Annotated in this window: 26 protein-coding genes; 11 read left to right on the forward strand and 15 right to left on the reverse strand. The window is 29.1% G+C overall.

The features are described from left to right. Window positions 1–120: 120 nt before the first annotated feature. The 4 genes from CLSA_RS15725 to CLSA_RS15740 are packed head-to-tail and all read left to right on the forward strand — an operon-like array spanning window position 121 to window position 1166. On the forward strand, window positions 121–309 hold the full coding sequence (locus tag CLSA_RS15725; protein ID WP_022747385.1) for a hypothetical protein: 189 nt from the start codon (window positions 121–123) through the stop codon (window positions 307–309). Between the two features lie 16 nt (window positions 310–325). Continuing rightward, entirely contained in the window at window positions 326–595 is a 270-nt protein-coding gene (locus CLSA_RS15730) for a spore coat protein (protein ID WP_022747386.1), read from the forward strand. A gap of 58 nt (window positions 596–653) precedes the next feature. Continuing rightward, window positions 654–866, forward strand: a complete 213-nt coding sequence (locus tag CLSA_RS15735) for a hypothetical protein (RefSeq protein WP_022747387.1) — start codon at window positions 654–656, stop codon at window positions 864–866. A gap of 12 nt (window positions 867–878) precedes the next feature. Next, complete coding sequence (locus tag CLSA_RS15740) at window positions 879–1166, forward strand: spore coat protein (protein WP_022747388.1); 288 nt, start codon at window positions 879–881, stop codon at window positions 1164–1166. Between the two features lie 392 nt (window positions 1167–1558). On the opposite strand, the gene CLSA_RS15745 is transcribed toward CLSA_RS15740, so the two are convergent. Beyond that, entirely contained in the window at window positions 1559–1993 is a 435-nt protein-coding gene (locus tag CLSA_RS15745; RefSeq protein ID WP_022747389.1) for a hypothetical protein, read from the reverse strand. A gap of 351 nt (window positions 1994–2344) precedes the next feature. Here CLSA_RS15745 and CLSA_RS15750 point away from each other — a divergent pair, with 351 nt between their 5' ends. Both CLSA_RS15750 and CLSA_RS15755 read left to right on the forward strand, forming a co-directional pair. Next, entirely contained in the window at window positions 2345–2695 is a 351-nt protein-coding gene (locus CLSA_RS15750; protein WP_022747390.1) for a hypothetical protein, read from the forward strand. A gap of 304 nt (window positions 2696–2999) precedes the next feature. After that, window positions 3000–4586 carry a ClC family H(+)/Cl(-) exchange transporter gene (locus CLSA_RS15755; protein WP_022747391.1) on the forward strand — a complete coding sequence of 529 codons (1587 nt, stop codon included), beginning with the start codon at window positions 3000–3002 and terminating at the stop codon, window positions 4584–4586. 762 nt (window positions 4587–5348) lie between these two features. On the opposite strand, the gene CLSA_RS15760 is transcribed toward CLSA_RS15755, so the two are convergent. The 6 genes from CLSA_RS15760 to CLSA_RS15785 form a co-directional block, all read right to left on the reverse strand. Continuing rightward, entirely contained in the window at window positions 5349–6107 is a 759-nt protein-coding gene (locus CLSA_RS15760) for a LytR/AlgR family response regulator transcription factor (RefSeq protein ID WP_022747392.1), read from the reverse strand. Window positions 6108–6125: 18 nt separating this feature from the next. Further along, on the reverse strand, window positions 6126–6563 hold the full coding sequence (locus CLSA_RS15765) for a hypothetical protein (RefSeq protein WP_022747393.1): 438 nt from the start codon (window positions 6561–6563) through the stop codon (window positions 6126–6128). A 25-nt stretch (window positions 6564–6588) separates the two neighbouring features. After that, window positions 6589–7572 carry a flotillin-like protein FloA gene (floA, locus tag CLSA_RS15770; protein WP_022747394.1) on the reverse strand — a complete coding sequence of 328 codons (984 nt, stop codon included), beginning with the start codon at window positions 7570–7572 and terminating at the stop codon, window positions 6589–6591. A 111-nt stretch (window positions 7573–7683) separates the two neighbouring features. After that, window positions 7684–8175, reverse strand: coding sequence for an NfeD family protein (locus CLSA_RS15775; RefSeq protein ID WP_022747395.1), 492 nt, complete (start codon window positions 8173–8175; stop codon window positions 7684–7686). 169 nt (window positions 8176–8344) lie between these two features. Next, window positions 8345–9199 (reverse strand): sensor histidine kinase, encoded by an 855-nt coding sequence (locus CLSA_RS15780; RefSeq protein ID WP_022747396.1) that lies wholly within the window; start codon window positions 9197–9199, stop codon window positions 8345–8347. A 157-nt stretch (window positions 9200–9356) separates the two neighbouring features. Continuing rightward, window positions 9357–10268: a LysR family transcriptional regulator gene (locus CLSA_RS15785; RefSeq protein WP_022747397.1), complete on the reverse strand. Its 912-nt coding sequence runs from the start codon at window positions 10266–10268 to the stop codon at window positions 9357–9359. A 374-nt stretch (window positions 10269–10642) separates the two neighbouring features. On the opposite strand from CLSA_RS15785, the gene CLSA_RS15790 reads away from it, so the two are divergent. Continuing rightward, window positions 10643–11605, forward strand: a complete 963-nt coding sequence (locus tag CLSA_RS15790; protein ID WP_022747398.1) for a DMT family transporter — start codon at window positions 10643–10645, stop codon at window positions 11603–11605. Between the two features lie 996 nt (window positions 11606–12601). Here the strand turns inward: CLSA_RS15790 and CLSA_RS15795 are convergent. From CLSA_RS15795 to CLSA_RS15830, 8 genes are all read right to left on the reverse strand, one after another. Then, window positions 12602–13873, reverse strand: a complete 1272-nt coding sequence (locus tag CLSA_RS15795) for an Ig-like domain-containing protein (RefSeq protein ID WP_022747399.1) — start codon at window positions 13871–13873, stop codon at window positions 12602–12604. A gap of 737 nt (window positions 13874–14610) precedes the next feature. After that, the gene (locus CLSA_RS15800; protein WP_022747400.1) at window positions 14611–16092 is read right to left on the reverse strand and encodes an L-fucose/L-arabinose isomerase family protein; all 1482 of its coding nucleotides are present in this window, start codon (window positions 16090–16092) and stop codon (window positions 14611–14613) included. 87 nt (window positions 16093–16179) lie between these two features. Further along, window positions 16180–16803: a DUF4867 family protein gene (locus tag CLSA_RS15805; protein WP_022747401.1), complete on the reverse strand. Its 624-nt coding sequence runs from the start codon at window positions 16801–16803 to the stop codon at window positions 16180–16182. Window positions 16804–17039: 236 nt separating this feature from the next. Next, complete coding sequence (gene tkt, locus CLSA_RS15810) at window positions 17040–19031, reverse strand: transketolase (protein WP_022747402.1); 1992 nt, start codon at window positions 19029–19031, stop codon at window positions 17040–17042. Window positions 19032–19104: 73 nt separating this feature from the next. Then, a complete protein-coding gene (gene fsa / locus CLSA_RS15815) occupies window positions 19105–19761 on the reverse strand; it encodes a fructose-6-phosphate aldolase (RefSeq protein WP_022747403.1) in 657 nt (218 codons plus the stop codon). A 246-nt stretch (window positions 19762–20007) separates the two neighbouring features. Further along, entirely contained in the window at window positions 20008–21156 is a 1149-nt protein-coding gene (locus tag CLSA_RS15820) for an ROK family transcriptional regulator (protein ID WP_041716300.1), read from the reverse strand. Between the two features lie 333 nt (window positions 21157–21489). Further along, on the reverse strand, window positions 21490–22992 hold the full coding sequence (xylB, locus tag CLSA_RS15825) for a xylulokinase (RefSeq protein ID WP_022747405.1): 1503 nt from the start codon (window positions 22990–22992) through the stop codon (window positions 21490–21492). Window positions 22993–23446: 454 nt separating this feature from the next. Further along, on the reverse strand, window positions 23447–23653 hold the full coding sequence (locus CLSA_RS15830; RefSeq protein ID WP_022747406.1) for an alpha/beta-type small acid-soluble spore protein: 207 nt from the start codon (window positions 23651–23653) through the stop codon (window positions 23447–23449). 331 nt (window positions 23654–23984) lie between these two features. Between CLSA_RS15830 and CLSA_RS15835 the strand changes: the two genes are divergently transcribed. The 4 genes from CLSA_RS15835 to CLSA_RS15850 all read left to right on the forward strand — a co-directional run bounded on the left by CLSA_RS15835 (window position 23985) and on the right by CLSA_RS15850 (window position 26692). Then, the gene (locus tag CLSA_RS15835) at window positions 23985–24716 is read left to right on the forward strand and encodes a DUF421 domain-containing protein (RefSeq protein WP_022747407.1); all 732 of its coding nucleotides are present in this window, start codon (window positions 23985–23987) and stop codon (window positions 24714–24716) included. Window positions 24717–24791: 75 nt separating this feature from the next. Beyond that, window positions 24792–25157 carry a DUF4363 family protein gene (locus CLSA_RS15840; RefSeq protein ID WP_022747408.1) on the forward strand — a complete coding sequence of 122 codons (366 nt, stop codon included), beginning with the start codon at window positions 24792–24794 and terminating at the stop codon, window positions 25155–25157. Between the two features lie 455 nt (window positions 25158–25612). Continuing rightward, window positions 25613–25819 carry a DUF1657 domain-containing protein gene (locus tag CLSA_RS15845; RefSeq protein WP_022747409.1) on the forward strand — a complete coding sequence of 69 codons (207 nt, stop codon included), beginning with the start codon at window positions 25613–25615 and terminating at the stop codon, window positions 25817–25819. A 12-nt stretch (window positions 25820–25831) separates the two neighbouring features. Continuing rightward, window positions 25832–26692, forward strand: a complete 861-nt coding sequence (locus tag CLSA_RS15850) for a DUF421 domain-containing protein (RefSeq protein WP_022747410.1) — start codon at window positions 25832–25834, stop codon at window positions 26690–26692. The last annotated feature ends 6 nt before the right edge of the window (window positions 26693–26698 follow it).

Raw genomic sequence — 26698 nt, forward strand, 5'->3', positions numbered from 1 at the left:
TAAGCAGATTTGACTAAAAACATACATTTAAATTAACAATAACTTTAAGTATATGGATTTATTTTCTAGACATTAATAACTTCTTTAGTTTAATACTATTAAGGTTGGGAGGTGATACATATGAAGTTGGCACCACATGAAACTATTGAAGTTCGTGAACTTATAAGTCAGGAAATGTTAGGTATAAAAAAAGTTAGTGCAAGTATAAATATGGTTAATGATAGCGAATTAAAAAATTATATGCAAGATACGTTATCTTCTAAAAAAAATGCTTTAAGAAATATACAATCTACATTACAAACATTATAGAAAGGAGAAATGATTAATGGTACAAAATTCTCAATTAACAGAAAAAGATATTGCTCTTGATCTATTAACAAGTTCAAAAGCTTCAATAGCAACATTAACAAAAGTATTAACAGAAACAACAAATCCACAACTAAGAGATACCCTTAAAAGTGAATTAACTACATGTATTAATTCTCATTATAGACTATCAGATTTATCAATTAATAAAGGTTGGTATAATGCACAAGCAACTCCTGAGCAACAACTTCAGCAAGATTTGTCATCTATTAATTCAATAGTTCAATAAAATTATTTAAATCTTAGACTATACTTATTTAATTTTAAAATGGCTCGGAGGTAATATTATGAGTAAAAAAAATAACTTAACACCACATGAAATTCTTGAATTAAGAGAATTGATGGATAATAATATTATAGGTGTTAAAAAAATGCAAGCCAGCATTCCAATGATAAAAGACGATGAATTAAAATCTTTTATGGAAAAATGCCTAGACTGTAAAAAAGAAAATATAAATTCAATGCAAACTTTTATTGAAAATAATATAAGTATGCAATAGGAGGTAGTAATTATGTCTTTTTTAGATAATTTATTAGGAAATAATAATTCATTAACAGAGAAAGACATTGCCCAAGATATGATTAAAGATTCAAAATTCAGTGCAACTTCTTTGTCTGCTGCAGCAGCTGAAGCTGTAAACCCTGAAATAAGAGCAATGTTACGTAAACAATTAGATAAAGCCTTAACTGAACATTTTGAGTTGTCTGATATGGTTATAAACAAAGGTTGGTATCCAGCACAAGATCAACCAGTAGATCAGCTTCAAAAGGATTATGATGACTCACAAGATTTAACCTAATATTTAAATACAAATTTACAATTTATCCTAAGCTTCTTATTTAAATACGTTATATAAATTGCAAACTAAGTTTATTACAAATATAATTCAAATTCTATCATCTTAAATCATGTTTACTATATTTTTATAGAATACAAAAATATAGTTATAGAATCTTAATAATATAAAGAACGCCTCATTGTTGTAAGCTATTTTCAACATGAGGCGTTCTTATTGAATGCTAACTTATAGTATTAAGCTGGCTTAAAATAATATTATAATACTGTTAATTTATTCAATGTTAATATCATAAGCTAAATTATGATGAACAAACTCTTAAAATATAAAATCCACAGATTATTAAAAATAATAAGCTGTGGATTTTATATTTTAAGAGTAACTTTAGCAAAACCTTATGAAATTTGGTATTTTTCCATACTAATATTTTGGCAATATTCAGCATCAAAATCAGGTACATCCCAAGCTATGTCAGTTTTATGAAATACCCCCTCATTATGATTATCTTTTTCTATATATTTGCTTCCATCTTGTGCTATTGTGACATGCATTAGACTTCCATACTTTATAGCGGCTGGTCCTTGTATAATTTCGCCATTCATTTGTACCAATTCTCTATCCTTTGGTATAAAAAGTCCATCACATTGCCAATCGCTTGGAATTGTTTCTCCAGAATGAAGAACATACCATGAATTTTCATAATTTCCTCCATCTGTTTCTCTCCTTGGACCATATACAATAAAAGTTTCTGCTGTAGAATTTGTTATTAACGCATTGTTATCTTTATGCTGTAACTTATGTTCTGCTGAAATAGTCATTCCACTGCTCATATTTCTCCTCCTTTGTTTCCTGTTTCTACAACTTTTTTATATTACCCTATTAATATACCCAAGATTTAATAAGTATACTCACATTTAAAATTTGTTCTTTATTATTTTATTTAAATAGCCCAATACATAACTTTTTGTAAAAAACTACAAATTACGAATTCCTAGTTTGTAATTTATAATTTTTATCTTTACTTAACAACTTCATTTAATCATTCTATTATAATCATTTAAAGTGATAAATTACCTGTAATAAACATAGTCAATGAGCACAAAATATATTTGTTAGTCAAACTTAGAAAAACTAACTTCTCAGATATTAATAATAATTAAAATTGAAAGGAGAACAAAATTATGAATTCAAACAATCAAACTATGCAAAGTTCAGGAATGGTAAATACAACCTTAAATCAAACAAACATGAAAAATTCATCTGTTTCTTCTAGTATTTCAGAACAAAACTCATATAAAAATGGTTTTGATGGCGATATTCAAAAGGCTAAAGAATATAATAAACAAATGGGAACTCCAGGCCAATCAACTATGACAAATCCTGCTGTTTCTTCTAGCATTTCTGAACAAAATTCATACAAAAATGGTTTTGATGGTGATATACAAAAAGCCAAAGAATATAATAAACAAATGGGGACTTCAGGTCAAGGAACGATGACAAGTTCAAGTAGTGTCTCTAATAATATGAAATAAGCTTAAGCATAAATTTTTTTAAATTAGTCCTTATTAAATTTTACAAAATGATAACTAACCTATGTTAATTTCTTTCTTCATGAAGTTAACATAGGTTCTCTTTTTATAAAAACTTTATTATACCTGAATTTCATGAATCATTTTCTCAATGCGTTTCCAAAAGACATTTATTATTTTTGATAATTTTATCATTAAATCATTAACATTAATCGTAAATATTAACATAATTTATTATGTATGATACCATATATATTGTTAACATAATCATTATATTTTTATTACATAAAGGATTGGAGGCATAAAAGTGAAAACTAAAAGCAAACAAAATACATATAATACCCTGTTTCATTGGCATAGTTTTAAATTAAAACTTGTTTTTGAAGGTATAAGTATAGGTATTGCTACTGGCTTATTAATTGTGTTATACCGTGTTGCACTAGAAAAAGCTGGACTACTTTTAAATTACATTTATAGTGTTATATCTATAAAACCTATACTTATACTTCCATGGATTATATCTTTAATTATTATTGGGTACATTGTTGGATTGATGGTAAAAGCTGAGCCAATGATTAGCGGAAGTGGAATACCTCAAGTTGAGGGAGTTTTACTTAGAAAACTTGATATGACATGGTGGAAAGTAATAACCGGTAAATTCTTAGGTGGAGTACTTTCAATAGGTTCTGGACTTTCACTTGGACGAGAAGGCCCATCAGTTCAATTAGGTTCTGCAATTGGACAAGGATTTAGTAAAATATTCAAACGAATTAACGTTGAAGAGAAATATCTTATTACAAGTGGAGCTAGTGCAGGATTAGCTGCTGCATTTAACGCCCCTCTAGCTGGAGCAATGTTTGCATTAGAAGAAGTTCATAAGAATTTTTCACCTTTAATTTTACTTTCAGCATTATCTTCAGCACTATCAGCTGACTTTATAGCTAGTGGTTTCTTTGGTTTAAAACCAGTTTTTAATTTTGGAAATCTTGCTTCATTACCACTTCAATTTTATCTTTACATAATTTTATTAGGTATTATTTTAGGAATTCTAGGAGTAGTTTTTAATAAAACTCTTTTAGGAACTCAAAATTTATATGCAAGACAAAATTGGCTCAAAAAAGAATTCAGAACCATTATTCCTCTATTAATTTCAGTTATTCTTGGAATTCTATTACCACAAGTTTTAGGTGGTGGACACGAACTTATAAGTTCATTGGCTATAGAAAATTTTTCTTTAGCAGTCTTAATCATTGTTCTTATTGTAAAATTTTTATTTACAATGGCAAGCTTTGGATCAGGTGCTCCTGGTGGAATTTTTCTTCCACTACTTACAGTTGGAGCTTTAATCGGTAATTTGTATGGACTAATATTAGTAAATTTCGTTCATTTTGATAACATGTATATTACCAATTTTATAATACTTGGCATGGCTGGATATTTTGCTTCAGTTGTTAAGTCTCCCATTACAGGAACAATATTAATTACAGAAATGACAGGCTCTTTTAATCATCTGCTTTCTTTGGCAGTTGTATCTATAGTTTCATATATAATTGCAGATATTTTAGGTTCAAAACCGGTTTATGAATCGCTATTAGAAAAGTTTCTACAAAATCAAGGTAAAAAAATATGTATAGGCAATAAAAGAATTAAGTCTATATTAGAATTTGCAGTATGTATGGGATCAAATTTAGATAATAAACAAATTAAAGAAATAAAATGGCCAGCTGGTTGCTTATTAGTAGCTGTTAAACGAGGAGATGATGAAATACTTCCTAAAGGAGATACTGTCATTTTTCCTGGTGATTATTTAATTGTACTTACTAACGAAGATAAAGTTTCTAAAATAAATGATGATTTAACATTACTCTCTGAAAGTGCTGCATCATTAAAATAACAAAATAACTTTTAGCTTATAATTATGTGGTGAATAACCGAAATTGCATACATTTTTGTTCCACAGGACCATGAAATTTTCACTAAAAGGTTCTAAGTACAAGGTTGTGCCCATTTTTGCATGTTCCTAATATGAAATTATGACAAGCAAAAATGGTACAACCTTGTACTAAGAACCTTCACAGTTCAATTTCAATGCCTGTTTCACAAAAATGTATGCAATTTCTAGTATGGAAACAAATTTTAATTATAAGTCTAATTCTTAAATTGGATATTTATAAGATTATGATTGAACAAAATTTTGTAGTGAGTAAATTGTTATAAATCAATATTGTCAGTGGTTATTTCCTATATAAGTTATTGAATAAAGTCTATCTTATAGAATAAATTATGGAAAAACTAATTGCTTAATATATTGTTTTATACTCATTTGCCAACCGTAAAATTTTGTTTAATCACATCTTCCTATAGATAAGCAAACTATGAATTGGGCTTAAACTTTGAAATATATTATATACTAGAAAGAAGCTGTATTCTTTTTCGGAGTGTTGCATTTATAATTTAGTTGTAGGAATTTCTTCAATATAAGTTGTCTAATTCTTGACTGTCCTCAACTTGCTTGAGGAGCATGCATGAATTAGACAACTTATGCTGATAGAAATCCACAGCTAAATTATATAGCAACCGAGAAAAAGAATACAGCTTCTTTCGGTAAATTATATCTAAATCCCAAATTGTTTATCTCTATAGATGAATAACTTATTTACAAACTAAAAAGTTTTTTAATTTCTTCATACTTTTCATGAGTTAATAACGCATCTTTTTCTGTATTCTTAAGTTTAACCACATACGTCCATCTTCCATATGGATAGATTTTTGTTATTAATGATAAATTAATAATATATGATTTATGGCTTCTAAAGAATTGAGCATTATCTAGTTTTTCTTCTATATCAGATAAAGAAATAGATGTAGTAAAACTATCTGTTTTTGTATATATAACAGTATTGCTTTCTTCTCTTTGAACTAAAACAATTTCCTTAGTATCTACAAAACTTATTCCTTCTTTATTTTTTATCATGATTTTATCTAAGCCGATTTTATCTAAGCCTTTTTCATGTTTTATTATCTTGTCTATACCATCTCCATAACTAGGCTTATTTATCTTCTTTATTCTATCTAAAGTTTGCAATACTCTCTCGACTTTAAATGGTTTAATCAAATAATCAAAAGCATATAACTGAAATGCATCTGACATATACTCCTGATGCGCTGTTGCAAAAATAATTATAGTCTTTGGATCTATGTCTGTTAATATTTTGGCACATTCTATCCCACTACATCCAGGCATTTCAATATCAAAGAATACCACCTCAGGACGTTTTTCCTTGAATATGCCTATAGCATCTTCACCATTATCTGTATCCCCTATAACTTCAAATCCACCAGACTTATCTAATATCTTTTTTATTATAGTTCTAATTCCCTTTTCATCATCAACTATAAGCACTTTTATATTCATAGCAAAATTCTCCTAATTTTAAAATCTTCTTTTTCTCCTAGTTTTACTTCTTGGCTTTCCAACTATTTCAGAAAGTAGAATTGTCTGCTGAAGTTTAACTGGTGTTAACTCTTGAACGATAGAATCTATCATGCCTTGTGAATTCAAGTAAACATCTTGTTTTTTATTATAGCAATCATTAACTTTGTTATTATTATTATTATGCTTACTATCTTTACTTGAAATAATTTCATTACATTGTTTATCGCTGCTTTCATTAGATTCTGCATTGCTTTCCTCTGATTCTGTATAATTATTATTGTTCATATTATTATTTGTGCTATTACTTATATCTAAATCAACATTTCGTGAATCTTTTGAAATTAGATTTTTTCTATTATTTCTTGTCGATGATGTAGACTCAAAAATAGCAGTTGCAAAAATCTTTAATGGATCAGTAGTAATATCATATTTCATATTTCTCACTCTCCCGTGATACTATTTATTTATCACTATTTTCTTTATCGCCAGCAGTCAATGATTCGTTCTTCTTTCCAGCACTAGAAATTGAACTTCTCATGCTTGTATCTGCAATAACATTTTGCATATCATAATAATCCATAATTCCAAGCTTTCCCTCTCTTAATGCGTAAGCCATTGCTTTTGGCACTTCTGCTTCTGCTTCTACAACAGCAGCTCTCATTTCATGTTCTTTAGCTACAGCCATTGCCCTTCTTTCTTCTGCCTTAGCTTGTGCTATATTCTTATCAGCTTCTGCTTGTAAAGTTTGAAGTTGAGCTCCTATATTTCTTCCAACATCTACATCTGCAATATCAATTGATAGAATTTCAAATGCTGTACCTGCATCTAACCCTTTATTTAGTACTGTTTTTGAAATGGCATCTGGATTTTCTAATACTATCTTATGGCTAGTAGAAGAACCAACTGTAGTTACTATACCTTCACCAACTCTCGCTAAAATGGTTGCCTCTCCAGCACCACCTACCAATCTTTCAAGATTAGCTCTAACTGTAACTCTTGCTTTAACTAAAAGTTCTATACCATCCTTTGCAACAGCTGAAACATTTGGTGTTTCAATTACTCTTGGATTAACACTCATTTTAACAGCTTCTAAAACATCTCTACCTGCTAAATCAATTGCAGCTGCTTTTTCGAATTGTAAATCTATATCTGCTCTATGTGCTGCAATTAATGCATTTACTACATTATCTACATTACCACCTGCTAAATAGTGAGCTTCTAATTGATTAACAGTAAGCCCCATACCAGCCTTTGTTGATTTTATAAGTGGAATTACTATTCTAGAAGGTATAACTCTTCTTAATCTCATTCCAATTAAATTAAATATACTTACTTGAACATTGGCTGCTAATGATGATACCCATAGCCCTATTGGCACAAATGTAATAAATACTGAAATTAAACATACTACTGCTATCGCTACTATAACTAAATTAATAATCATTAATAATCTCTCCTTATTGTTATATTCCTATAGTAAATTGTTATATAGAATATTCTAAATACCATTTAGTCATCTACACTATATTTCTTAATCAAAATACTAATTGTAAATTTAAATTTTTTTTACTACTAACTTTACTCCGCTAACCTTAAATATCTCAATTTTAGAATTAGCTGGAATGTACTCGCCATCAGAAATCACATCAAACTTGACTCCGTCTATATCTACAGACCCTGCTGGTCTTAAGTCAGTAATTGCAATTCCTCTTTTCCCAAGCAAGTAATCCAAATCTGACGAACTAATATACCCATGCTCTTTTTTTTGTTCATCTGATAATATCAGCGGCTTAAATAATTTTCCTTTTGTGAAAAACGTTAAAACCACACCGAGCATAATTCCTAAAACAGCTAAGATTGCTAATGTCATAACTAATGCTTGTGCAAAATTTTGAGCTGTTAATACTACTGCTAATATTAAAGATATAGCTCCTGCAATACCTGGCACTCCAAAACCTGGAATATGCATTTCCAAAAATACCAGTCCAAAGCCTATAATCAGAAGTAAAACTGTTAGAACTGTTATATCTGGTAAGAATACACTCATATTTTTCTCCCTCCCTCCTTACTATAAAAATATAATAGTCTTAATAATAAAACTTAGTAACACAAAATTTCTAAATTATACATTTTTAAAGTTCAAATGTCATTTATGCACATTAAAAAAATGAAAAATGTTCATTTCAACTTTTGACTTGTTATTTTTTTGATTGTGCTTAAATAACTTTTTTAGGTATAATTATTTCAAAAGATGTTCTTTGTTCATTGGATGAAACTCCCACTGTACCATGAAATGACTCAACAATTTCTTTAACTATAGCAAGCCCCATTCCTTCTCCTTTATCTTCTTTTGTTGTAAATCCCTCTTCAAATATCTTATATATAATTTCTTTTGGTATGCTCTCACCATTGTTTGATATATTAATCTTTATATTTTGTAAATCCTCTGCAAATTCAACAAGCATATATCTATTATTAGGCTTTAATTTTAAAGTAAATATAGCATTATCGATTATGTTACCTATCACTCTGCAAAACTCCCATGGTTCCATACTAAGATGTTTTAAATTACTTTTTATTTCTAATTCCATATCTATTTCATTTTTTTCTGCCATCTGAAGTTTTGCTTGAAGCAGTGCATTTACTGCTGGTTTCGAAGTTTTTAAAGCTTTACTAACTCTTACTATATCTTTATAGACAGGTTCTATATAATTTCTTGCTTCATCAAACTCCTCAAGTTCCATCAATGAATAAATAACCTGAATATGATTCAAATAATCATGTCTTTGAGTTCTTAAAGTTTTATTGAATGATTCAAGATATTTTATTGTATCTATTAAATTATCACTCCCCTTTTTAAATAAAAGATTATAAAATATCCCCCCTGTAATAATACTGTTAATACATATACTTATCGCTATAACATCAATAATAAAATTCCCTTCAATAATATAATGATTTTTATGTTTATAATAAACAAATAAAATTATAAACACTACTTGTATTAAATTTAAAAATATAGATACTAACACTATTTTAGACATGTTATATGTTTGCTTCTTAATTTTCATGCACTCCCCCCTATAGATATATTTTACCATAATAGTTTATATCTAGTCGGAATATATTTATTAAAAATCATTATACTGTATCTATATATAATTAGAATATATATTTACTAAACTTAAAGAAGCATCTATACTATAAATCAAGTTGTCTATATATTTTTTATATTGTTTCTTTTACTATATTAATATAGTCTTGTACATATTGTGGCAAATAACAATTCTTCCTGTATACAACAAAAAGCTTAACTTTTATTTTAGGATTTCCTATTGAAAAATATATTGGTTTTTTTTCTAAGTTCACGTATTTTAAGTATGTTTCTGAACTAAAGGAAACTCCAAATCCACATGCTGCTAATCGAATAGCACACTCAACACTTCTTGTTTTTAATATAACTTTAGGCTTTATATTCAGCTTATCAAATAAATCTTCTTCTATCTCTCCACTTTTTTGATCTGTATAATTAATTATAAAATTATCATCTTTAAATCTTTTAATATCAATCCAAGGAAATTTACAACCTTCAATTTTCTTACCTTCATTAGCTAATGGATGATTTTTACTAACCGCTAATGCAATTTCTTCATTTTTTAAAAGTTCACAAGATAGCATAGAATTATTTTCTGAATAATTAAATATTGCTATATCCACATCCCCATTAGTCACAAGTTCATCTAACTTATTAGATCCTGTTTCTTCCCAAAAATTTATATCAACATTTGGATATTTCTCTTTAAACTTCGGAACGGTTTCTGGAATAAGATACGGACTTCGTATTATTGAACACGCTACATTTAATCTTCCTTTTTTATTATTTACAATGTCAGAGAATTCATCATCTAAATCTTTCTTTATTCTTAGTATTTCTCTTGCGTATTTTATATATCTTTCTCCTGCATAAGTTAAATTATAATTATTTCCTATCCTTTCAAAAATATTAATATCTAAATTTTTTTCAAGATTCTGTAAATATTTACTTAGTGATGGCTGCGATATATATAACTCTCTAGCAGCTTTCGAAATACTGTTATTTTTAGCAATACTTAGAACATATTGTAATTCTTTGAAATCCATTTTAATATACCTCCAAAAATATAGCTTTACTGCATATAAAACATAGAAATTATGTATTAGCATCATACTTATTAGTATTATATACTATAACTGTATATAAATTGAAGTTAAGCAAAAAATAATTACTTACTTTTAATGCACGTGCAAATAAATAACCAGTCCAATTCGACGATGCGAAGTGAACTAAAAGTGATGCTCCAAATTTTATATTTGGCTATCAGAACTTTCACACAGTGCAATCTATGATTTTGTATGAACTCACTTACTCAGCGAATGTATACAAGTCGAGCTTCTCATAATGGAAAATTAGCTGACAAATGGACTTGTGATTTATTTGAATGTGACTAATATAAAATATGTTTGGGGGAATTATTATGAAAAAAGGATATGTTTATATTATTTTAACAACTGTTATTTTTAGTACAATGGAAATTGCATTAAAACTTGTGTCTACAACATTTAATCCAATACAGCTTACTTTTACAAGATTCTTTATTGGTGGCTTATGCTTAATACCATTTGCTATAAGTTCACTTCATAAAAAACATCTTTCTATTTCAATTAATGATTTATACTACTTTGCTTTATTAGGATTATTAGGCATTGTTGTAAGTATGGGATTATATCAATTGGCAGTACAAAATACTGAAGCTTCTGTAGTTGCTGTGTTATTTAGCTGCAATCCAGTTTTTGTTACGATCTTAGCATTCTTTCTTTTAAAAGAAGCTATTACTAAAAACAATATTATCGCCTTAGTTCTTGAAATTATTGGAACAATAATAATTATAGACCCTTTAAACACAAAACTTAGTGTATTAGGTGTCATACTTACAATAGCATCAACTTTAACTTTTGCTCTTTATGGAGTCTCTGGTAAAAAGAAATGTGCTAAATATGGTGGAATAGTTGTAACTTGTTTTGGTTTTATATTTGGCAGTCTTGAAATGTTGATTTTAATTGGCTTAACCCATATTACTTTGATTTCAAATTGGTTTTATTCAAATGGACTTGCGACTTTCTCAAATATTCCTTTGTTTACAGGATACAATTTGAATACATTACCTATAGTTGCATTTATTTGTATTATTAACACTGGAGTTGGATTTGCTTGTTATTTCAAAGCTATGGAAGAAACTTCTGCTCAAACTACTTCATTAGTATTCTTCTTCAAACCAATATTAGCACCAATTCTTGCGTTAATTATATTGCATGAAATTATTCCATTTAATATGATTATGGGCATTTTACTTATACTTATTGGCTCGCTTTCATCTATTTTGCCTGAATTATTAGCTCAAAGAAATGCTAAATTGGATACTGATAATACTATAATTTAAAATTTCGATACTATTATAGATATTTAGCTTAAACTTATGTAGTGGCTAACCGAAAGTAAGGGTACTCTGTTGCTCAATTGCTATAGAACATGGCTATGGATTTCTAACAGTAAGAGTTGCTCAATTCCTGCATGTTCCCCAGACAATCTGGTTACAAGCAAGAATTAAACAACTCTTACTGAAGAGATACCTATAGCCATATTCTAAATGCAATGCTCGCAAAAGAGTACCCTTACTTTCTGGTTTAGAGTTCATTTCAAAGGTTAAATCTAATTTATAATTTAAATATCGATATAGATATTCAAACTATAAATCATACTTATGCCTTAGAGTGATGTGGTAACTTACTGAACTCAAAAATGTTTTTGTTTCGTAGCACTATGAAACAAAAACATTTTTGAGTTCTATTTAATATTTAGTAACCTTGTAAATACATTTATATATACACTCTATCACATACTCTTGTATACATGATAGTAAAATAAATCAATAAAAAACAATAAACATTTTAATATGTATATGTTTATTGTATAACATGGTATATTCATACTTGGGTAACAAATAGGGCAGGAAATACAACATAAAAAATGTCTAATGGATATTATCCATCTTTCCAGTATTTACTAAAAATATTACCTGACCATAAAATTTCCAGTAATATTTAAATAACAAATATACTAATAACACAAAATTATCTAGAGTCCCGTTTTGTTTATTTTGTGCGCCCTTTTTAGCTAATCAAACCATTGGAATTGCATAAAAGCAACTTTTACATCAATTAATGATGTTTTTGCAATTTCTAATCAATTCTTATTCAGTTTTATAAATGAGTTTCTCAATTACCTAATATCTAGTTTACCTTCACTAATTTATCATTCATAAGTCACCTTCCTTGTTTAAAATTTTTTGTATAACAAAAGACACCTACATTTCTGCAAGTGCCCTAAATAAATATTTATGTTCTATTATCTTATTTCAAATTTATTTATTTTATATCTAAAGAACTACAGTTACAGGTACTTTAATTGTAACTGTTCCTGAAGGTGGAATATCACCAACATTAACTACAATATTTGAAGGTGTTGAAGTTGAATCAACTGTACCTTGAGTTGTTGTTATTCCACCAGGTATAAATTGAATATGATTTGGAGCATTATCATTTACTACTACTGCCTTTGCTGTTTTTGAACCAGTATTAGTAACTACTATAGTATACGTAAACTTATCTCCTACCCATACATCTTTTACATCTGCTGTTTTTACAACACTTAACGTAGTATCAGCTGTTCCGTGAAATATAATTGAAACTTCGCCACCAGCATTATTGGTGTTATCACCTTTTGCATGAGCAATATTAACTATAGTGCTTGTTTCATCTGTTCCTGTAGATGTTCCACCAGTATTATCTGTTGGATTAGTTGGTGTAGTATTTCCACCACTAGTACCAGATTTGTTAGTTACTGTTACAGTACATGTTGCAATTGCTCCATCAGCAGTTGTAGCTGTAATTGCTGCTTGTCCTTCTTTTATCCCTGTAACTTTACCATTTGAATCTACTGTTGCTATTAAAGAATCACTTGATTTCCATGTTACATCTATTGCTGCTGGTATTGTTGTTACGACTAAATTGTCAGTTTGACCTACTTGTAAGTTATCTGTATATTTATTTAATGAAAGATTTTTTTCTAAATCATACGATGAATCAGAATATATTTTAAAATTATCAATCGCTACATCGCTTCTTCCATTATTTTGTAATACATTGATTCTAAATCTTGAGTATGAACTACTATTATTTGATATGTTAAATTTTTTTTCTTCGCCTCTATTCCAACCACTAATGTTAATTCTTTTATCTAATATTGTCCAGTTAACTCCATCATTGGAACCTTCAAAATTCCAATCCTTAGGAGCCGCTGTCATTTCACTGTCATTCCACGTACTAAAAGAATAAGAAGAAGGTATCTTCCGCGTACCAATATCTATAGACAACCATACATTACTTGATTCACCGCTTTGAGAAAGCCATGTATCATAAGCATCAACGGATGTCCCATTAAAGGCTTCCCATGGTTGAACTTTATATCTGTAATCAATGCTAGATGCATCTGCTCTAAAAGGACTTGGTGATGAACTATCTGTCATATTGGTTGGTGTAATTAAATATTCCTCTGCGAAGGCTTTATTACTATTACATATTCCTATTGCGCATAAGAATAAAAATATAAATAATGACATTATACTAAACTTTTTAAAGTAATTTTTCATTTATCATTTCTCCCTTATATAATTTTCATAATAAATGAACGCGTTCAATGATTATTATAGCTTCTGTTCCAATGTAATCCAAGAAAAATCATAATACAAATTCTATCAAATATAGAAATTCTAGTATTTTTTAACTTCTAAAATATAATGTTCTTTAATATATTGTTTTTCATATAAATAAGCAACAAGAAAATCTGCTTCACAGACTATGCTTTTCTGTGTTAACATTTTATTCATATTTAAATTAGCTTTACTACTGTTATAATTAGAATGCTTCCAAAAGTCGTCCTCAATTTAACTGCATTATAATTTCCTAAAGGATAAAATAGGCTTTTTCACATCCTCCTATATATAAGCAAACTTTAAAATATATTCAATACTAGAAAGAAAGGGAACTATTTTACGTAGTGTTGCGTTGATAATTTTGCTGTAGGTATTTCTTCAGTAGAAGTTGTTCCACTCTTGCTTGTCACAAAAGTGAGAATCGAAATTTTACATTTCGTTCTTCGAACTTTCTCAGTGAGCACTTGCCTTGGGAGCATGCAGGAATGGTGACAACTTCTGCTGTTAGAAATCCACAGCCAAATTATCTAGCAACCGAGTAAAATAGTTCCCTTTCTTTCGGTTAATTACATCATAATTCCAAACTCAAAGTTATTTATCTATAATTGAGAAATTATAAATAAAGGCTGAAAGCTAGAAAAAATTCTGCTTTCAGCCTTTAAAATATCTAAAAACTATTTAAAAGGATTTTCAGTTTTATAAAGCATACCTTTTGGTTGATTAAATCCAACCTCTTTTACGCCTAAATATCTAAATAAATTGAACATTGCTTTTCCAAAGTGTCCAAATGCAACTGCTCCATGATGTGGATATCTATTTTCTACTAATACATGGCGATAGAATCTACCCATTTCAGGAATTGCAAATACACCAATAGCTCCAAAGGAACGTGTTGCAACTGGTAAAACTTCTCCTTCAGCCACATATGCTGTTAATTCTGCATCAGCATTACTTTGCAATCTAAAGAATGTAATATCTCCTGGAACTATATCTCCTTCAAGTGTTCCTCTAGTTATATTTGGTTCTTGGTTTGGTTCTAATGCTCTAGCCATGATCTTTTGGTTCTTCATAGTTCCGCTAGTTAATTTGCAGGCTGCTGTATTACCACAATGGAATCCCATAAATGTATCTTTTAATGTATAATCGAATTTACCTTTAATATTTGAGTCATACATATCAGCTGGTACTGTATTGTTTATATCAAGTAATGTTACAACATCTTTGCTAATGCAAGTTCCTATAAATTCACTTAATGCACCATAAATATCAACTTCACATGATACTGGAATTCCCATAGAAGTCAAGCGGCTATTTACATAACATGGTACAAATCCAAATTGAGTTTGGAATGATGGCCAGCATTTATTTGCAAAAACGACATATTCTCTTGATCCTTTATGCTCTTCCATCCAGTCTAATAATGTAAGTTCATATTGAGCAAGTTTTGGTAAGATACCAGGCATTTTATTTCCTTCGCCTAATTCTTTCTCCATGCTAGCAATTACTTCTGGAATTCTCTTATCATCTGCATGTTCATTAAATGCAGCATATAAATCTAGTTCTGAATTTTCTTCTATCTCAACACCTAAATTGTATAATTGTTTGATAGGTGCATTACAAGCTAAGAAATCTTGAGGTCTTGGTCCAAATGAGATAATTTTTAAATTCTTTAATCCAAGTAATGCTGTAGCAACTGGTACAAATTCTGAAATCATATCTGCAACCTCACTAGCAGTCCCAACTGGATATTCAGGAATATATGCTTTTATATTACGAAGTGCTAAATTATAACTTGCGTTAAGCATTCCACAATAAGCATCTCCACGTCCATTAATTAAGTTATCTCCGCTTTCTTCTGATGCTGCAGCAAACATTACTGGTCCATCAAATTCTTTAGCAAGTAAAGTTTCTGGAGTTTCTGGTCCAAAATTTCCAAGGTATACTACAAGTGCATTTACACCTGCTTGTTTTACTTCTGCTAATGCTTTTTGCATGTGTTTTTCATTTTCTATAGCTGTTGGACATTCATAAATATCTCCATAAGATTCTTTATAAGCTTTTACTACTGCTTTTCTTCTATTTGTTGATAATTCCATTGGAAAACAATCTCTACTTACAGCAACAATTCCTAATTTTACTTCTGGCATATTTTTCATTTTAAATTCCCCCATTTTTTATAATTTTATTAATTTATTTTTATATATTAATTATTTCTTATAGTTTATTTAATATAATTAATCACCTTATTTTATTGAAATATTTTCTCCAACTAATCCTATAAATGCTCCTTGTTCACCTAAATCAGTATCCTTGTGACCAATTAACCATTTATTTTTAGCAAATAACAATGCATCTTCACCATTCTTTTCAATCTTATTTTCTAAATTTAAATTTGTATCCTTTGGTAAAACTACAACACATTTAAATCCTTCTTTTTCTACATTACAAGGTGCATAATGAAGAGTTGTCGCATAAACTTCAATTATAGTACCAGCTGGAACTTTGAAACCTTCTATTTTAGAAGTATCATATGAGTAATCGTCTTCAATGTCTTGCTGAGAACCTATAAGTAATATAAGATCAGTTACTGCTATATTTATTTCAGATGAACGATGATATTCAACTGCATTTAACATATAGTTATTCCCATTACAATATCCTATTTGTATTGGCAACTCTCCAAATTCTCTATCTCTTAATTGCTTTGCTATAGTTAATTCTTCAAGCTCCTTTATTGATGGTTCATATATTACATCCTCTGGTAATGGTGTATTTTTCATTTTTTCAATTATCTCTGAACAGTCGTAGTTTTTTAACACTTGTCCATATTTTTTAAATTCCTTATCAGTAACACTTTTAATAACCAATTTGATCTTCCTTTCTTTATGTTAGACACATTCAAAAAAATAACAATTTCATGTGCCTTATTTGTAAATATGCTTATATTAAAAATCTATAAATATATTTCAAACTAATTGCTTATTATTCTATTTTTATTAATCTTTTATTTTACACACATCTTTATACATATTTTCTTCTTATAACTTTAAGAATGTATTAAGGTATTAGTTTTAATATATTTATAGATTAATTATTAAACTTTTTATTTATTTAATACTTTAACAGCCTTGTTAACAACATTTTCTACAGTAAATCCAAATTTCTCGAATAATGTTTCAGCTTTACCTGATGCGCCAAAAGTATCTAATGAGATTATTTCCCCATCAAGGCCTACATATTTATGCCATCCAAATGATGTTAATGCTTCAACTGCAACTCTTGCACGTACTTTGTTTGGCATAACTGATTCTTTATATGCTTCATCTTGAGCGTTAAATAATTCAAAACTTGGTATACTTATTACTCTTGCATCTATCCCTTTAGCTGCAAGTTCATCTGCTGCCTTAAAGATCAATTCAACTTCTGAACCTGATGCCATTAGTAATACATCTGGAGTTTCTTTCTTAGAATCTTTAAGTATATACCCACCCTTTAATACTCTCTTTGGACATCCATCATATAGTGGTAAACTTTGTCTTGTTAAAACTAATGATGTTGGTGTTGCTCCATTTGTTACAGCGTAATACCATGCGGCTGCTGTTTCTTTTGAGTCTGCTGGTCTAAACACTGTCATGTTAGGCATACTTCTAAGTGATGCTAATTGTTCAATAGGTTGATGAGTTGGCCCATCTTCTCCTACTCCAATACTATCATGAGTCAATACATAAGTTACAGGAAGTTTCATTAAAGCTGATAATCTCATTGCACCTTTCATATAATCACTAAATACAAAGAATGTTCCACAGAATACCTTAAGTCCACCATGTGCATACATACCATTAACTATAGCTGCCATTGCATGTTCTCTAACTCCAAAGTGAAGATTAGATCCACTCCTGTCTTCTGCTGAGAAATCCCCTCTATCACTCATATATGTTTTATTAGATGGTGATAGATCTGCTGATCCTCCTATTAAATTAGGAATTAGTTTGGCTAATCTATTTATCATTATTCCTGAAGATTGTCTTGTAGCCATTTCTTTATCAAAGCTCCAAAATTCTTCATTATTTAATAAACTTTCTTTATCGATTTCACCACTCATCCACTTATTATATTCTTGTGCTAAATCTGGATAAGCTTTTTTATATTCATTAAATAAGTCATTCCAATCGTGCTCTTTTGAAACTCCCTTTTCTATATATTGATTCATATTTGAATATACTTCATTTGGTACATAAAATTTTGGTTCCATCTTCCATCCTAAGTTTTCCTTCATTGCTCTTATATTTTCATCCCCTAAAGGTTCACCATGAGCCGAAGCTTTTCCTTGTTTTGCTGGGCATCCATATCCAATTTGATTTTTTACTATTATAATTGATGGCTTAGATACTTCTGATTTCGCTATATCTATTGCTTTTTCTATAGAATCTATATCATTTCCATCTGCAACCTTTAATACTTGCCATCCATAAGCTTCATATCTCTTTGCTACATCTTCTCTAAAACTAATATCTGTATTTCCTTCAATTGAAATATTATTTGAATCATATAACACAATTAGTTTTCCAAGTTTTAATGTTCCAGCAAGCGATGATGCTTCTCCTGAAATTCCTTCCATAAGACATCCGTCTCCAACTATAGCATATGTATAGTGGTCAACTATATTGTAATCTAGCTTATTAAACCTTTCTGCAAGATACGACTCTGCAATAGCCATTCCTACTGAATTACTAATGCCTTGTCCAAGTGGACCGGTTGTTATTTCAACACCTTTAGTGTGGCCATATTCAGGATGTCCTGGTGTTAAACTGCCAGTTTGTCTAAAATTCTTTATATCTTCTACAGTTAATCCATATCCAAATAAATGTAATAATGAATATTCAAGCATTGAACCATGTCCTGCGGATAATATAAATCTATCTCTATTTTCCCAAGCTGGATTTTTTCCATTATGATTCATCTTTGTCCATAATGTAAATGCCATTGTTGCTGAACCAAGTGGTAACCCTGGATGTCCAGACTTTGCTTTTTGAATAGCATCTGCTGAAAGTACTCTTATTGAATTTATACATAACTTATCTAATTCTCTACTCATGTGTTCATCCTCGCTTTGCATAATAAAATTTTAGCATCATAGCTTAAGTCACATTACTATTAACTCTTAACTATTAATTCTTAGATGTTCCAAATGCTGCTGCCCAGTCAGCTTTAAATTTTTCTAATCCTTGATCTGTTAATGGATGTTTTACCATTTGCATAACTAAGTTATAAGGCACTGTTGCTATATTAGCTCCAGCTTTTGCTGCTTCTATCACATGAATTGGATTTCTTACACTCGCTGCTATTATTTCAGTTTGTATTCCATGAATTGCAAAAATTTCTGCTATACTCCTTACTAGATCCATACCTATCATTGATATATCATCTACTCGTCCTAAAAATGGACTGACATATGTTGCTCCTGCATTTGCTGCAAGTAATGCTTGTGTTGCTGAAAATACTAAAGTTACATTTGTTTTAATTCCTTCTTTAGATAATACTTTAGTTGCTTTAAGTCCTTCTGCTGTCATTGGAATTTTTACAATCATATTCTTATGGATTGCTGCTATTTCTCTTCCTTCTTTTATCATTCCCGCTGCATCTTCTGCAACTACTTCTCCACTTATTGGTCCATCAACTATTTCAGTTATTTCTTTTATAACTTCATTAAAATCTCTTCCTTCTTTAGCTACTAATGATGGATTTGTTGTAACACCACATATTACTCCCATTTCATTTGCTTCTTTAATATGTTCTACATTTGCTGTGTCCAAAAAAAATCTCATTTTCCTAACCTCTCCTTTATTAAATGTGTTTTTAAAATTTATTTAACAAGTTTTTAGACACATGAAATAAAATAACAAAGCCAAAATGCCAAGATTATTTTTCATCAGGCAAGGAAGAAGATTGGTCTCATAGCGAGTCTATTAGGACAATCTGCTGACGCAGCATGTTGGAAAATAGGCTTGACAGATGGACTTGTTATTTTTTTGATTGTGTCTTAAATTAATAGAGTAGCTTTCACCACTCCATTATTTAATTTCCAAAAATTCTTCTATAGGCATCATAGCTGCCCCTAACATATATGATTCTTTAAAATCTGCTATGCTGATATTGCAACTGCTTTCATCTGTAAATAAATTATCTTTATAGATGTTCTTTTTCAAAATTTCCATTTTATCATTTAATAAATTATTTATATCTCCACCTATAACTATTGTATTAGGATCTAATATCATAATTAAATTAGATATACCGACTGCTAAAATTCTCAAATAATCATCTAATACTTTTTTTGTTTTTATATCATTTTGCATATATAATTTTTCAAATTCATCTATATCTAATATGTTTTCTGAAACTTCTTCATTGTAACTTTCTATTAAAGAATTCATAGATGCATATGCTTCTAAACATCCTTTAGCTCCACATTTGCACTTTTTACCATCTATAACTACTTTTATATGACCAAATTCTCCCGATGAATTATTGTCACCTCTGTATATCTTCCCATTTATAATTATTCCAAGACCTAATCCATCCGTTATTGATATATAAAGTAAATTTTTTAATACATCTTTTCTACTTAAAAATTCATAATAAGCTGATAAATTGGCTTCATTATCTACATATATAGGTACATTTAAATATTGAAATTTTTCCTTTAAATTAAAATCTTTAACTCCAAGTAGATATGAATATTTGATTATACCTTCCTTAAAATCAACAGTTCCAGGTAATGATAATCCTATTCCTAATAATTTTTCAGAGTCTAGATTATATTTTTTCATCATGAAATCTATTTTTTCATTAATTATTCTTATTAAATTTTCTATTCCATCATTGTTGTGGCTAATTCGTATATTTTCAATAATTTCTTTCTTTATATTAACTAACGCTATCTTAATATGATTTGGTGTCAATGCTATTCCAATTGAAAATTTACAATCTTCTTTCAGCCTAATTGCAATTGCTTTTCTTCCACCTGTAGACTCTAATGATCTCACATCTTCTACAATTCCTTCACTTTTAAATTCAGTAATATTGGTGGAAACAGTAGTTATACTTATCCCTAATATTCTAGAGATATCTAATTTAGTAATCTCAGTTCTTTCTAGTAATAACTTTATTATCTTTTTTCTATTAGTTTCTTTTATTTTACTATGGTTTACCTCAATCAAATTTGATAATACTCCTCTCATGTATAATATGAACAATATTTGTTTTCTTAAATAATACCATTATTATCATTTAAGTTAAAGAATTTCTACTATAACATAAATACTTCTTATATTAATTAAATAGTCATTACTAAATATTTTTTCTAAACTGCGTATTATCAATATAAAAATCAAATTGTAAACAAATATAGATATCCAATTTATAAATCACAGTTACACTTTGCATGATACCCAAAACTAAAAATAAATATCATGCATGTGTGTAGTGTTACTCCAGAGAATTTTGCTATTTACATGCAAATCTAAGACTTAATTTGAATATCTATATTATTTTTAGATATCTTTAATTCTAGGATAAGCTGAGTTATATGTTTCGTAAATTTTTGAATATAAGTCTTTTAAATCTGTATTTGGATTTACCTTTTCTTTTCCTTTTACAATTCTATTACAAGCATCCTCTACAGATTCATATATACCAGCTCCAACTCCTGCGAGTATTGCTACTCCAAGTGCTCCTCCCTCTGATGCTTTTACTGTAGTTAATGAGTGTTGAAAAATATCAGCTAATATTTGTCTCCAAACATCACTTTCTGCTCCACCACCACTAACTCTTATTTCACTAATATTTACATTCATATTTTCTATAATATCAAGGCAGTTCTTTAAACTAAAACTAACACCTTCTAATATACTGCGAACAAAATCATCATGATTATTTATAAGAGATACACCTAAAAATGCTCCTTTTACATTTGGATCAATATGAGGTGTTCTTTCTCCCATAAGATATGGTAAATAAATTATTCCATTAGATCCAGGCTTTGATTTTGATGCTTTTTTAGTTAAAATATCATATATATTAACTTTTGTTTTATCACTTTCTTCTACTTCTTTAGCGCAGAATGTTCTCTTAAACCAGTTTAATGATAAACCTGCACCTTGGGTAACTCCCATTATATGCCACTTGTTAGGTACTGCATGGCACAAAGTATGGACTCTGCCCTTTTCATCAAATCTTGGCGTGTCTGTAGCTGCAAATACAACTCCTGATGTACCAATTACAGTTGATATTATTCCCTCACTTACTATTCCATTTCCTATTGCACCGGCTGCTTGATCTCCTGCACCACCAACCACTGGTGTATTTACTTGTAATTTTGTTAATTTTGCAGCTGCTTCTGTTACATGTCCACTTACAACAACTGACTCATAAACATTAGGTAATATATTTTTATCTATATTTAAATCATTAAGTAGCTCTTCGCTCCAATTTCTAGTATTTATATCTAACATCTGCATACCACTAGCATCTGAAACTTCGGTTGCAAATACATCTGTTAGTTTAAATCTTATATAATCCTTTGGAAGAAGTACTTTATATATTTTTTCAAAATTATTTGGTTCATTATTTCTAACCCACAATAATTTTGAAAGAGTGAATCCTGTTAAAGCTGGGTTTCCTGTTATCTTAATTAACCTTTTTGCTCCTATGACCTTTGTCATATAATCACATTCTTTTTCTGTCCTTTGATCACACCAAATTATAGATTTTCTAATAACATTGTGATCTTTATCTACCAAAACAAGCCCATGCATCTGACCACTTAATCCAATTCCTTTAATATCAGAGGCTTGTACACCACTTTTTTCAATAACATCTTTTATTCCTTTAACGCAAGCTTTCCACCAATCTTCTGGATCTTGCTCTGCCCAGCCTACTTGTGGCTGAAATAACTCATACCCATAAGTTGCAGTTTGTATTGTCTTTCCATCTTCATCAAATAAAGCTGTTTTAGTTCCAGATGTTCCAATATCTAATCCCAATAAATACCTCATCAATAAACCTCCTAAATTCAAATCTATCCCTTAACTTTAAAATAATTAATTACAATATTGTGTTTTAAAATGACTTTTTAAATGTGTTTTGATAAGTTAATTTTACTTCCATTTTCTCTGTTCGTCAATACATTTTTGTAAACTTTTTCATTTTCTTTAAAAAAATTTCAATTACAAATTAAAATGCACTAAGGCATAATCAAAAAATAACAAGTCCATCTGCCAATTCTATTCTTCATCATAGGAAGCTCGACTCGCATGCGCTTGTTGAGTAAGCGAGTCATACCAAATCATAGATTTGGGTTCACTGCTCATGTCAGCATATTGTCCTAATAGCTCGCTATGAGACTAATCTGCTTCCTTGCCTAATGAAAAATAATCATGACATTTTGGACTTGTTATTTTCTTTCATATACCTAAGAATAAACTTAGTATATTCATTATTTTATATTTCTTATAATTGTTGTTCATAACTTTCTATCATGTGCTTAACCATATAACCACCAACACTTCCGTTTTGTCTTGAAGTAAGGTTGCCCTTATCTTGGTTTTCATAATCGTTTAATCCAACTTCTGATGCAACTTCAGTTTTTAATCTGTTTAAACCTTGTCTTGCTTCTGGTACTAAAGTTCTGTTTCTTCCACTATTATTTGATGACATATATATCATCCTCCTTTAGTTATTAATTTATTGGACACTATTATATTAACCATTATATTAAAATATAATCTATTCAAATGTTAACAAAAATAGTATTTAAAAGTTACATTAGATAACTTTAGTATTCTAACTTTATAAACCATTTTTTATTAAATATTCTTTGTTTGCTCTTTAATAAAAAAATGAATTAAAATTAAATCTCCTGGTTAAATTATGTTAGTAAACAATTTAGTAAGTATAAAAATAAAAAGTACATAATTAGAATCTAGATGCTAACTAAGAAGCATCTAATAATACAACATTATTATATTTTTTAATGGGAGTGATTTAATTGAACGAAGGAATTGTAGCATTTGTAAGAGGGATTATTGGTTTTTTATCATTATTAATATTTACACGACTTTTAGGCAAGAAACAAATAAGTCAGCTTACTCTTTTTGACTATACATTAGGAATTACTATTGGCTCAATAGCAGCTACTCTAACAACTGATTTATCAAGTAGAGCTTGGCCTCATTGGGTTGGACTCCTTACATGGGCAGCTGCTGGATTAGGTATTGATTATCTTACAACTAAATCTAGATATGCATCAAGATATATAGAAGGAGAACCTACTATTATAATGATGAATGGCAAAATTTTAGAAGATAATATGCGCAAACTAAGGTATGATGCTACAAATTTACAACAACAATTAAGAAGTAAAGATATATTTGATTTAAGCGAAGTACAATTTGCAGTATTAGAACCAAATGGAGAACTTTCAGTTCTAAAGAAAGCTGAATTACAGCCTTTATCTCCAAAGGATATGAATATTAACGTTTCTACTAATACAGGCATAGGAATTGATTTAATTTACGACGGAATAATTGTAGACATTAATTTGAAACAAGTTAAGCGTACTCGTAAGTGGTTAAAATCTGAACTTAAAAAACAAGGAATTAAAGATTATTCCGAAGTCTTTTTAGCTACTCTTGAAGCATCTGGTTCTCTTTACGTAGATAAATTCAAAGATAAAATACATGAGCCAGTAGCTGTGGGCGATTTTAAAGGTCCATATTAGGTACATGAAAATTTAAATTTATATATAAAACAACTTTTAAATCTAATTTTAAATTTCATAAATGGAGGGATAGCCATGAGAAAATTTTTTGTTATTTTTACTCCTGTTGCTATTTTAGTAGTTTCTATATTAATTATGCTTAGTGGTACCTATTTTAAAAAAGGTACCGGAGATTGGGATAACATTCCAATGCATTTAGATACAATCACAACTGCAGTATCATCAGGTGATTGGACATTAGCAGAACAGGACACTAATGAATTAGAAACAGCATGGAAATCTATTATTAAGAAAGTTCAATACAGCAGTGAAAGAAGTGAAATAAACGATTTAAGTGTAAGTTTAGCAAGATTAAAAGCTACCATTGCTGCAAAAGATACTACTTCAGCCTTAGTTGAGTTAGGTGAAGCTAGTCAACATTGGGATGATCTAGGAAAATAATGTTTATATTGTTTATCATACATCTCAAAAATATTTATTGATAATTTTTAAATTTTAATTATGTATTTATTAATAAAAAGCTAATTATGATGACTATGCTCGTCATAATTAGCTAATTTTTATATCATAAATAATTACTTTTATTCTTGAAATATGTTATTTTTTTGTTTTCTATTACTATTGATCTTTAACTTCTTAATCTTCTATATAATCTCTTAAATTATATATTTAAAAAATTTTCTTGCAAATTTCAATATGACGTATCCTATCAATTTTTAATTCTCGTTATCTATTTTTTCACAAACCAATATATTGCACTTTTACTTACATGTAAAAAATATTTTAAACATACGAAAAAGATAATACTTCTTTTATAAAAAATGAATTAAATTTAAACATCTTGGTTAAAGTAACTGAGTAAACAATTTAAGAAAAAATATAAAGGAGATTTTACTATGACTGTTGGCTCAAAGGTAAAACAAACATTAGCCACCTTAAAGGGGGCTGAGGCTACTTTAAGAATGTATTCATTGCAAGAACGTGATGAGAAAGCTAAAGATGTTTATACTGAAGCATTTAAAGAAATAGGTAAAATAAAACTAGATTTAGAAAAAAGAGTAGGATTCATTGAGTTTCAGGAACCCCAATATAAAGGCAACTAAGTGAGGTGGATTATGAATACTTGGTTAATTTTATTATTTAATTCAATACTTTTATTTTTTGTCGCTTTAGTCTTATCTCGATATATGAAAAAGAAAACTTTATCTAGGGCTACCCCATTTGATTTTATTTCTTATTGCGTTGTTGCCATAATAATAGCTTTAATGTCATTAAATTTACTTGATAATATTTATTTCGGATTAATTACACTTGCTGTTTGGGGGGCGTCTCCTATAATTCTGGACTTTGCTTGCATGAGAAGTAAATGGATTTATAACTTAATACATGGTAAAGAAAGAGTTTTAATTAAACGCGGCAAAATTATGGAAGATAACTTGTCAAAAGAAAGAATGACTGGGCAAGAATTTTTAGAAGCATTACGTTCTAAAAAGGCATTTAATTTAGCTGATGTTGAATTTGCAATCATGGAAACAACTGGTGATATAAATGTAAGTCTAAAAGCTGATAAAAAACCAATTACACCACATGATTTAGGAAGAGAAGTCGCATCTAAAGCTGAATGCATAACAGTTATCTTAGACGGTAATATTTTGAACGAAGGACTTACCAATGCTGGATTAAATCAACGCTGGCTTAAGGATCAATTAGAAATCAAAGGTGTTGATCTTCAAAATGTTTTTGTCGGTCAGGTAGATTCTTCTGGAGATTTATATGTTGATCTTTTCGATGATATGATACAAGTTCCGAAAACACAGATTAAAGAAATGCTATATGCAAGTCTTCAAAAAATTCAAGCCGATTTAATGTCATTTTCTTTAGAAACTGAAAATAAAGAAGCTAAAGATATGTACTTGAAAGATGCTGAAAAATTAAAAAATGTCATGAAAAAATTACAACCATATTTATTGCGTTAGAAGGTG

The organism is Clostridium saccharobutylicum DSM 13864 (assembly GCF_000473995.1).
Classification (GTDB): Bacteria; Bacillota; Clostridia; order Clostridiales; family Clostridiaceae; genus Clostridium; species Clostridium saccharobutylicum.

Coding starts and splice junctions, on each gene's coding strand:
- CLSA_RS15725 (WP_022747385.1), top strand. CDS start 121: ATGAAGTTGGCACCACATGAAACTATTGAAGTTCGTGAACTTATAAGT.
- CLSA_RS15730 (WP_022747386.1), top strand. CDS start 326: ATGGTACAAAATTCTCAATTAACAGAAAAAGATATTGCTCTTGATCTA.
- CLSA_RS15735 (WP_022747387.1), top strand. CDS start 654: ATGAGTAAAAAAAATAACTTAACACCACATGAAATTCTTGAATTAAGA.
- CLSA_RS15740 (WP_022747388.1), top strand. CDS start 879: ATGTCTTTTTTAGATAATTTATTAGGAAATAATAATTCATTAACAGAG.
- CLSA_RS15745 (WP_022747389.1), bottom strand. CDS start 1,993: ATGAGCAGTGGAATGACTATTTCAGCAGAACATAAGTTACAGCATAAA.
- CLSA_RS15750 (WP_022747390.1), top strand. CDS start 2,345: ATGAATTCAAACAATCAAACTATGCAAAGTTCAGGAATGGTAAATACA.
- CLSA_RS15760 (WP_022747392.1), bottom strand. CDS start 6,107: ATGAATATAAAAGTGCTTATAGTTGATGATGAAAAGGGAATTAGAACT.
- CLSA_RS15765 (WP_022747393.1), bottom strand. CDS start 6,563: ATGAAATATGATATTACTACTGATCCATTAAAGATTTTTGCAACTGCT.
- floA (WP_022747394.1), bottom strand. CDS start 7,572: ATGATTATTAATTTAGTTATAGTAGCGATAGCAGTAGTATGTTTAATT.
- CLSA_RS15775 (WP_022747395.1), bottom strand. CDS start 8,175: ATGAGTGTATTCTTACCAGATATAACAGTTCTAACAGTTTTACTTCTG.
- CLSA_RS15780 (WP_022747396.1), bottom strand. CDS start 9,199: ATGAAAATTAAGAAGCAAACATATAACATGTCTAAAATAGTGTTAGTA.
- CLSA_RS15785 (WP_022747397.1), bottom strand. CDS start 10,268: ATGGATTTCAAAGAATTACAATATGTTCTAAGTATTGCTAAAAATAAC.
- CLSA_RS15790 (WP_022747398.1), top strand. CDS start 10,643: ATGAAAAAAGGATATGTTTATATTATTTTAACAACTGTTATTTTTAGT.
- CLSA_RS15795 (WP_022747399.1), bottom strand. CDS start 13,873: ATGAAAAATTACTTTAAAAAGTTTAGTATAATGTCATTATTTATATTT.
- CLSA_RS15800 (WP_022747400.1), bottom strand. CDS start 16,092: ATGAAAAATATGCCAGAAGTAAAATTAGGAATTGTTGCTGTAAGTAGA.
- tkt (WP_022747402.1), bottom strand. CDS start 19,031: ATGAGTAGAGAATTAGATAAGTTATGTATAAATTCAATAAGAGTACTT.
- fsa (WP_022747403.1), bottom strand. CDS start 19,761: ATGAGATTTTTTTTGGACACAGCAAATGTAGAACATATTAAAGAAGCA.
- xylB (WP_022747405.1), bottom strand. CDS start 22,992: ATGAGGTATTTATTGGGATTAGATATTGGAACATCTGGAACTAAAACA.
- CLSA_RS15830 (WP_022747406.1), bottom strand. CDS start 23,653: ATGTCATCAAATAATAGTGGAAGAAACAGAACTTTAGTACCAGAAGCA.
- CLSA_RS15840 (WP_022747408.1), top strand. CDS start 24,792: ATGAGAAAATTTTTTGTTATTTTTACTCCTGTTGCTATTTTAGTAGTT.
- CLSA_RS15845 (WP_022747409.1), top strand. CDS start 25,613: ATGACTGTTGGCTCAAAGGTAAAACAAACATTAGCCACCTTAAAGGGG.
- CLSA_RS15850 (WP_022747410.1), top strand. CDS start 25,832: ATGAATACTTGGTTAATTTTATTATTTAATTCAATACTTTTATTTTTT.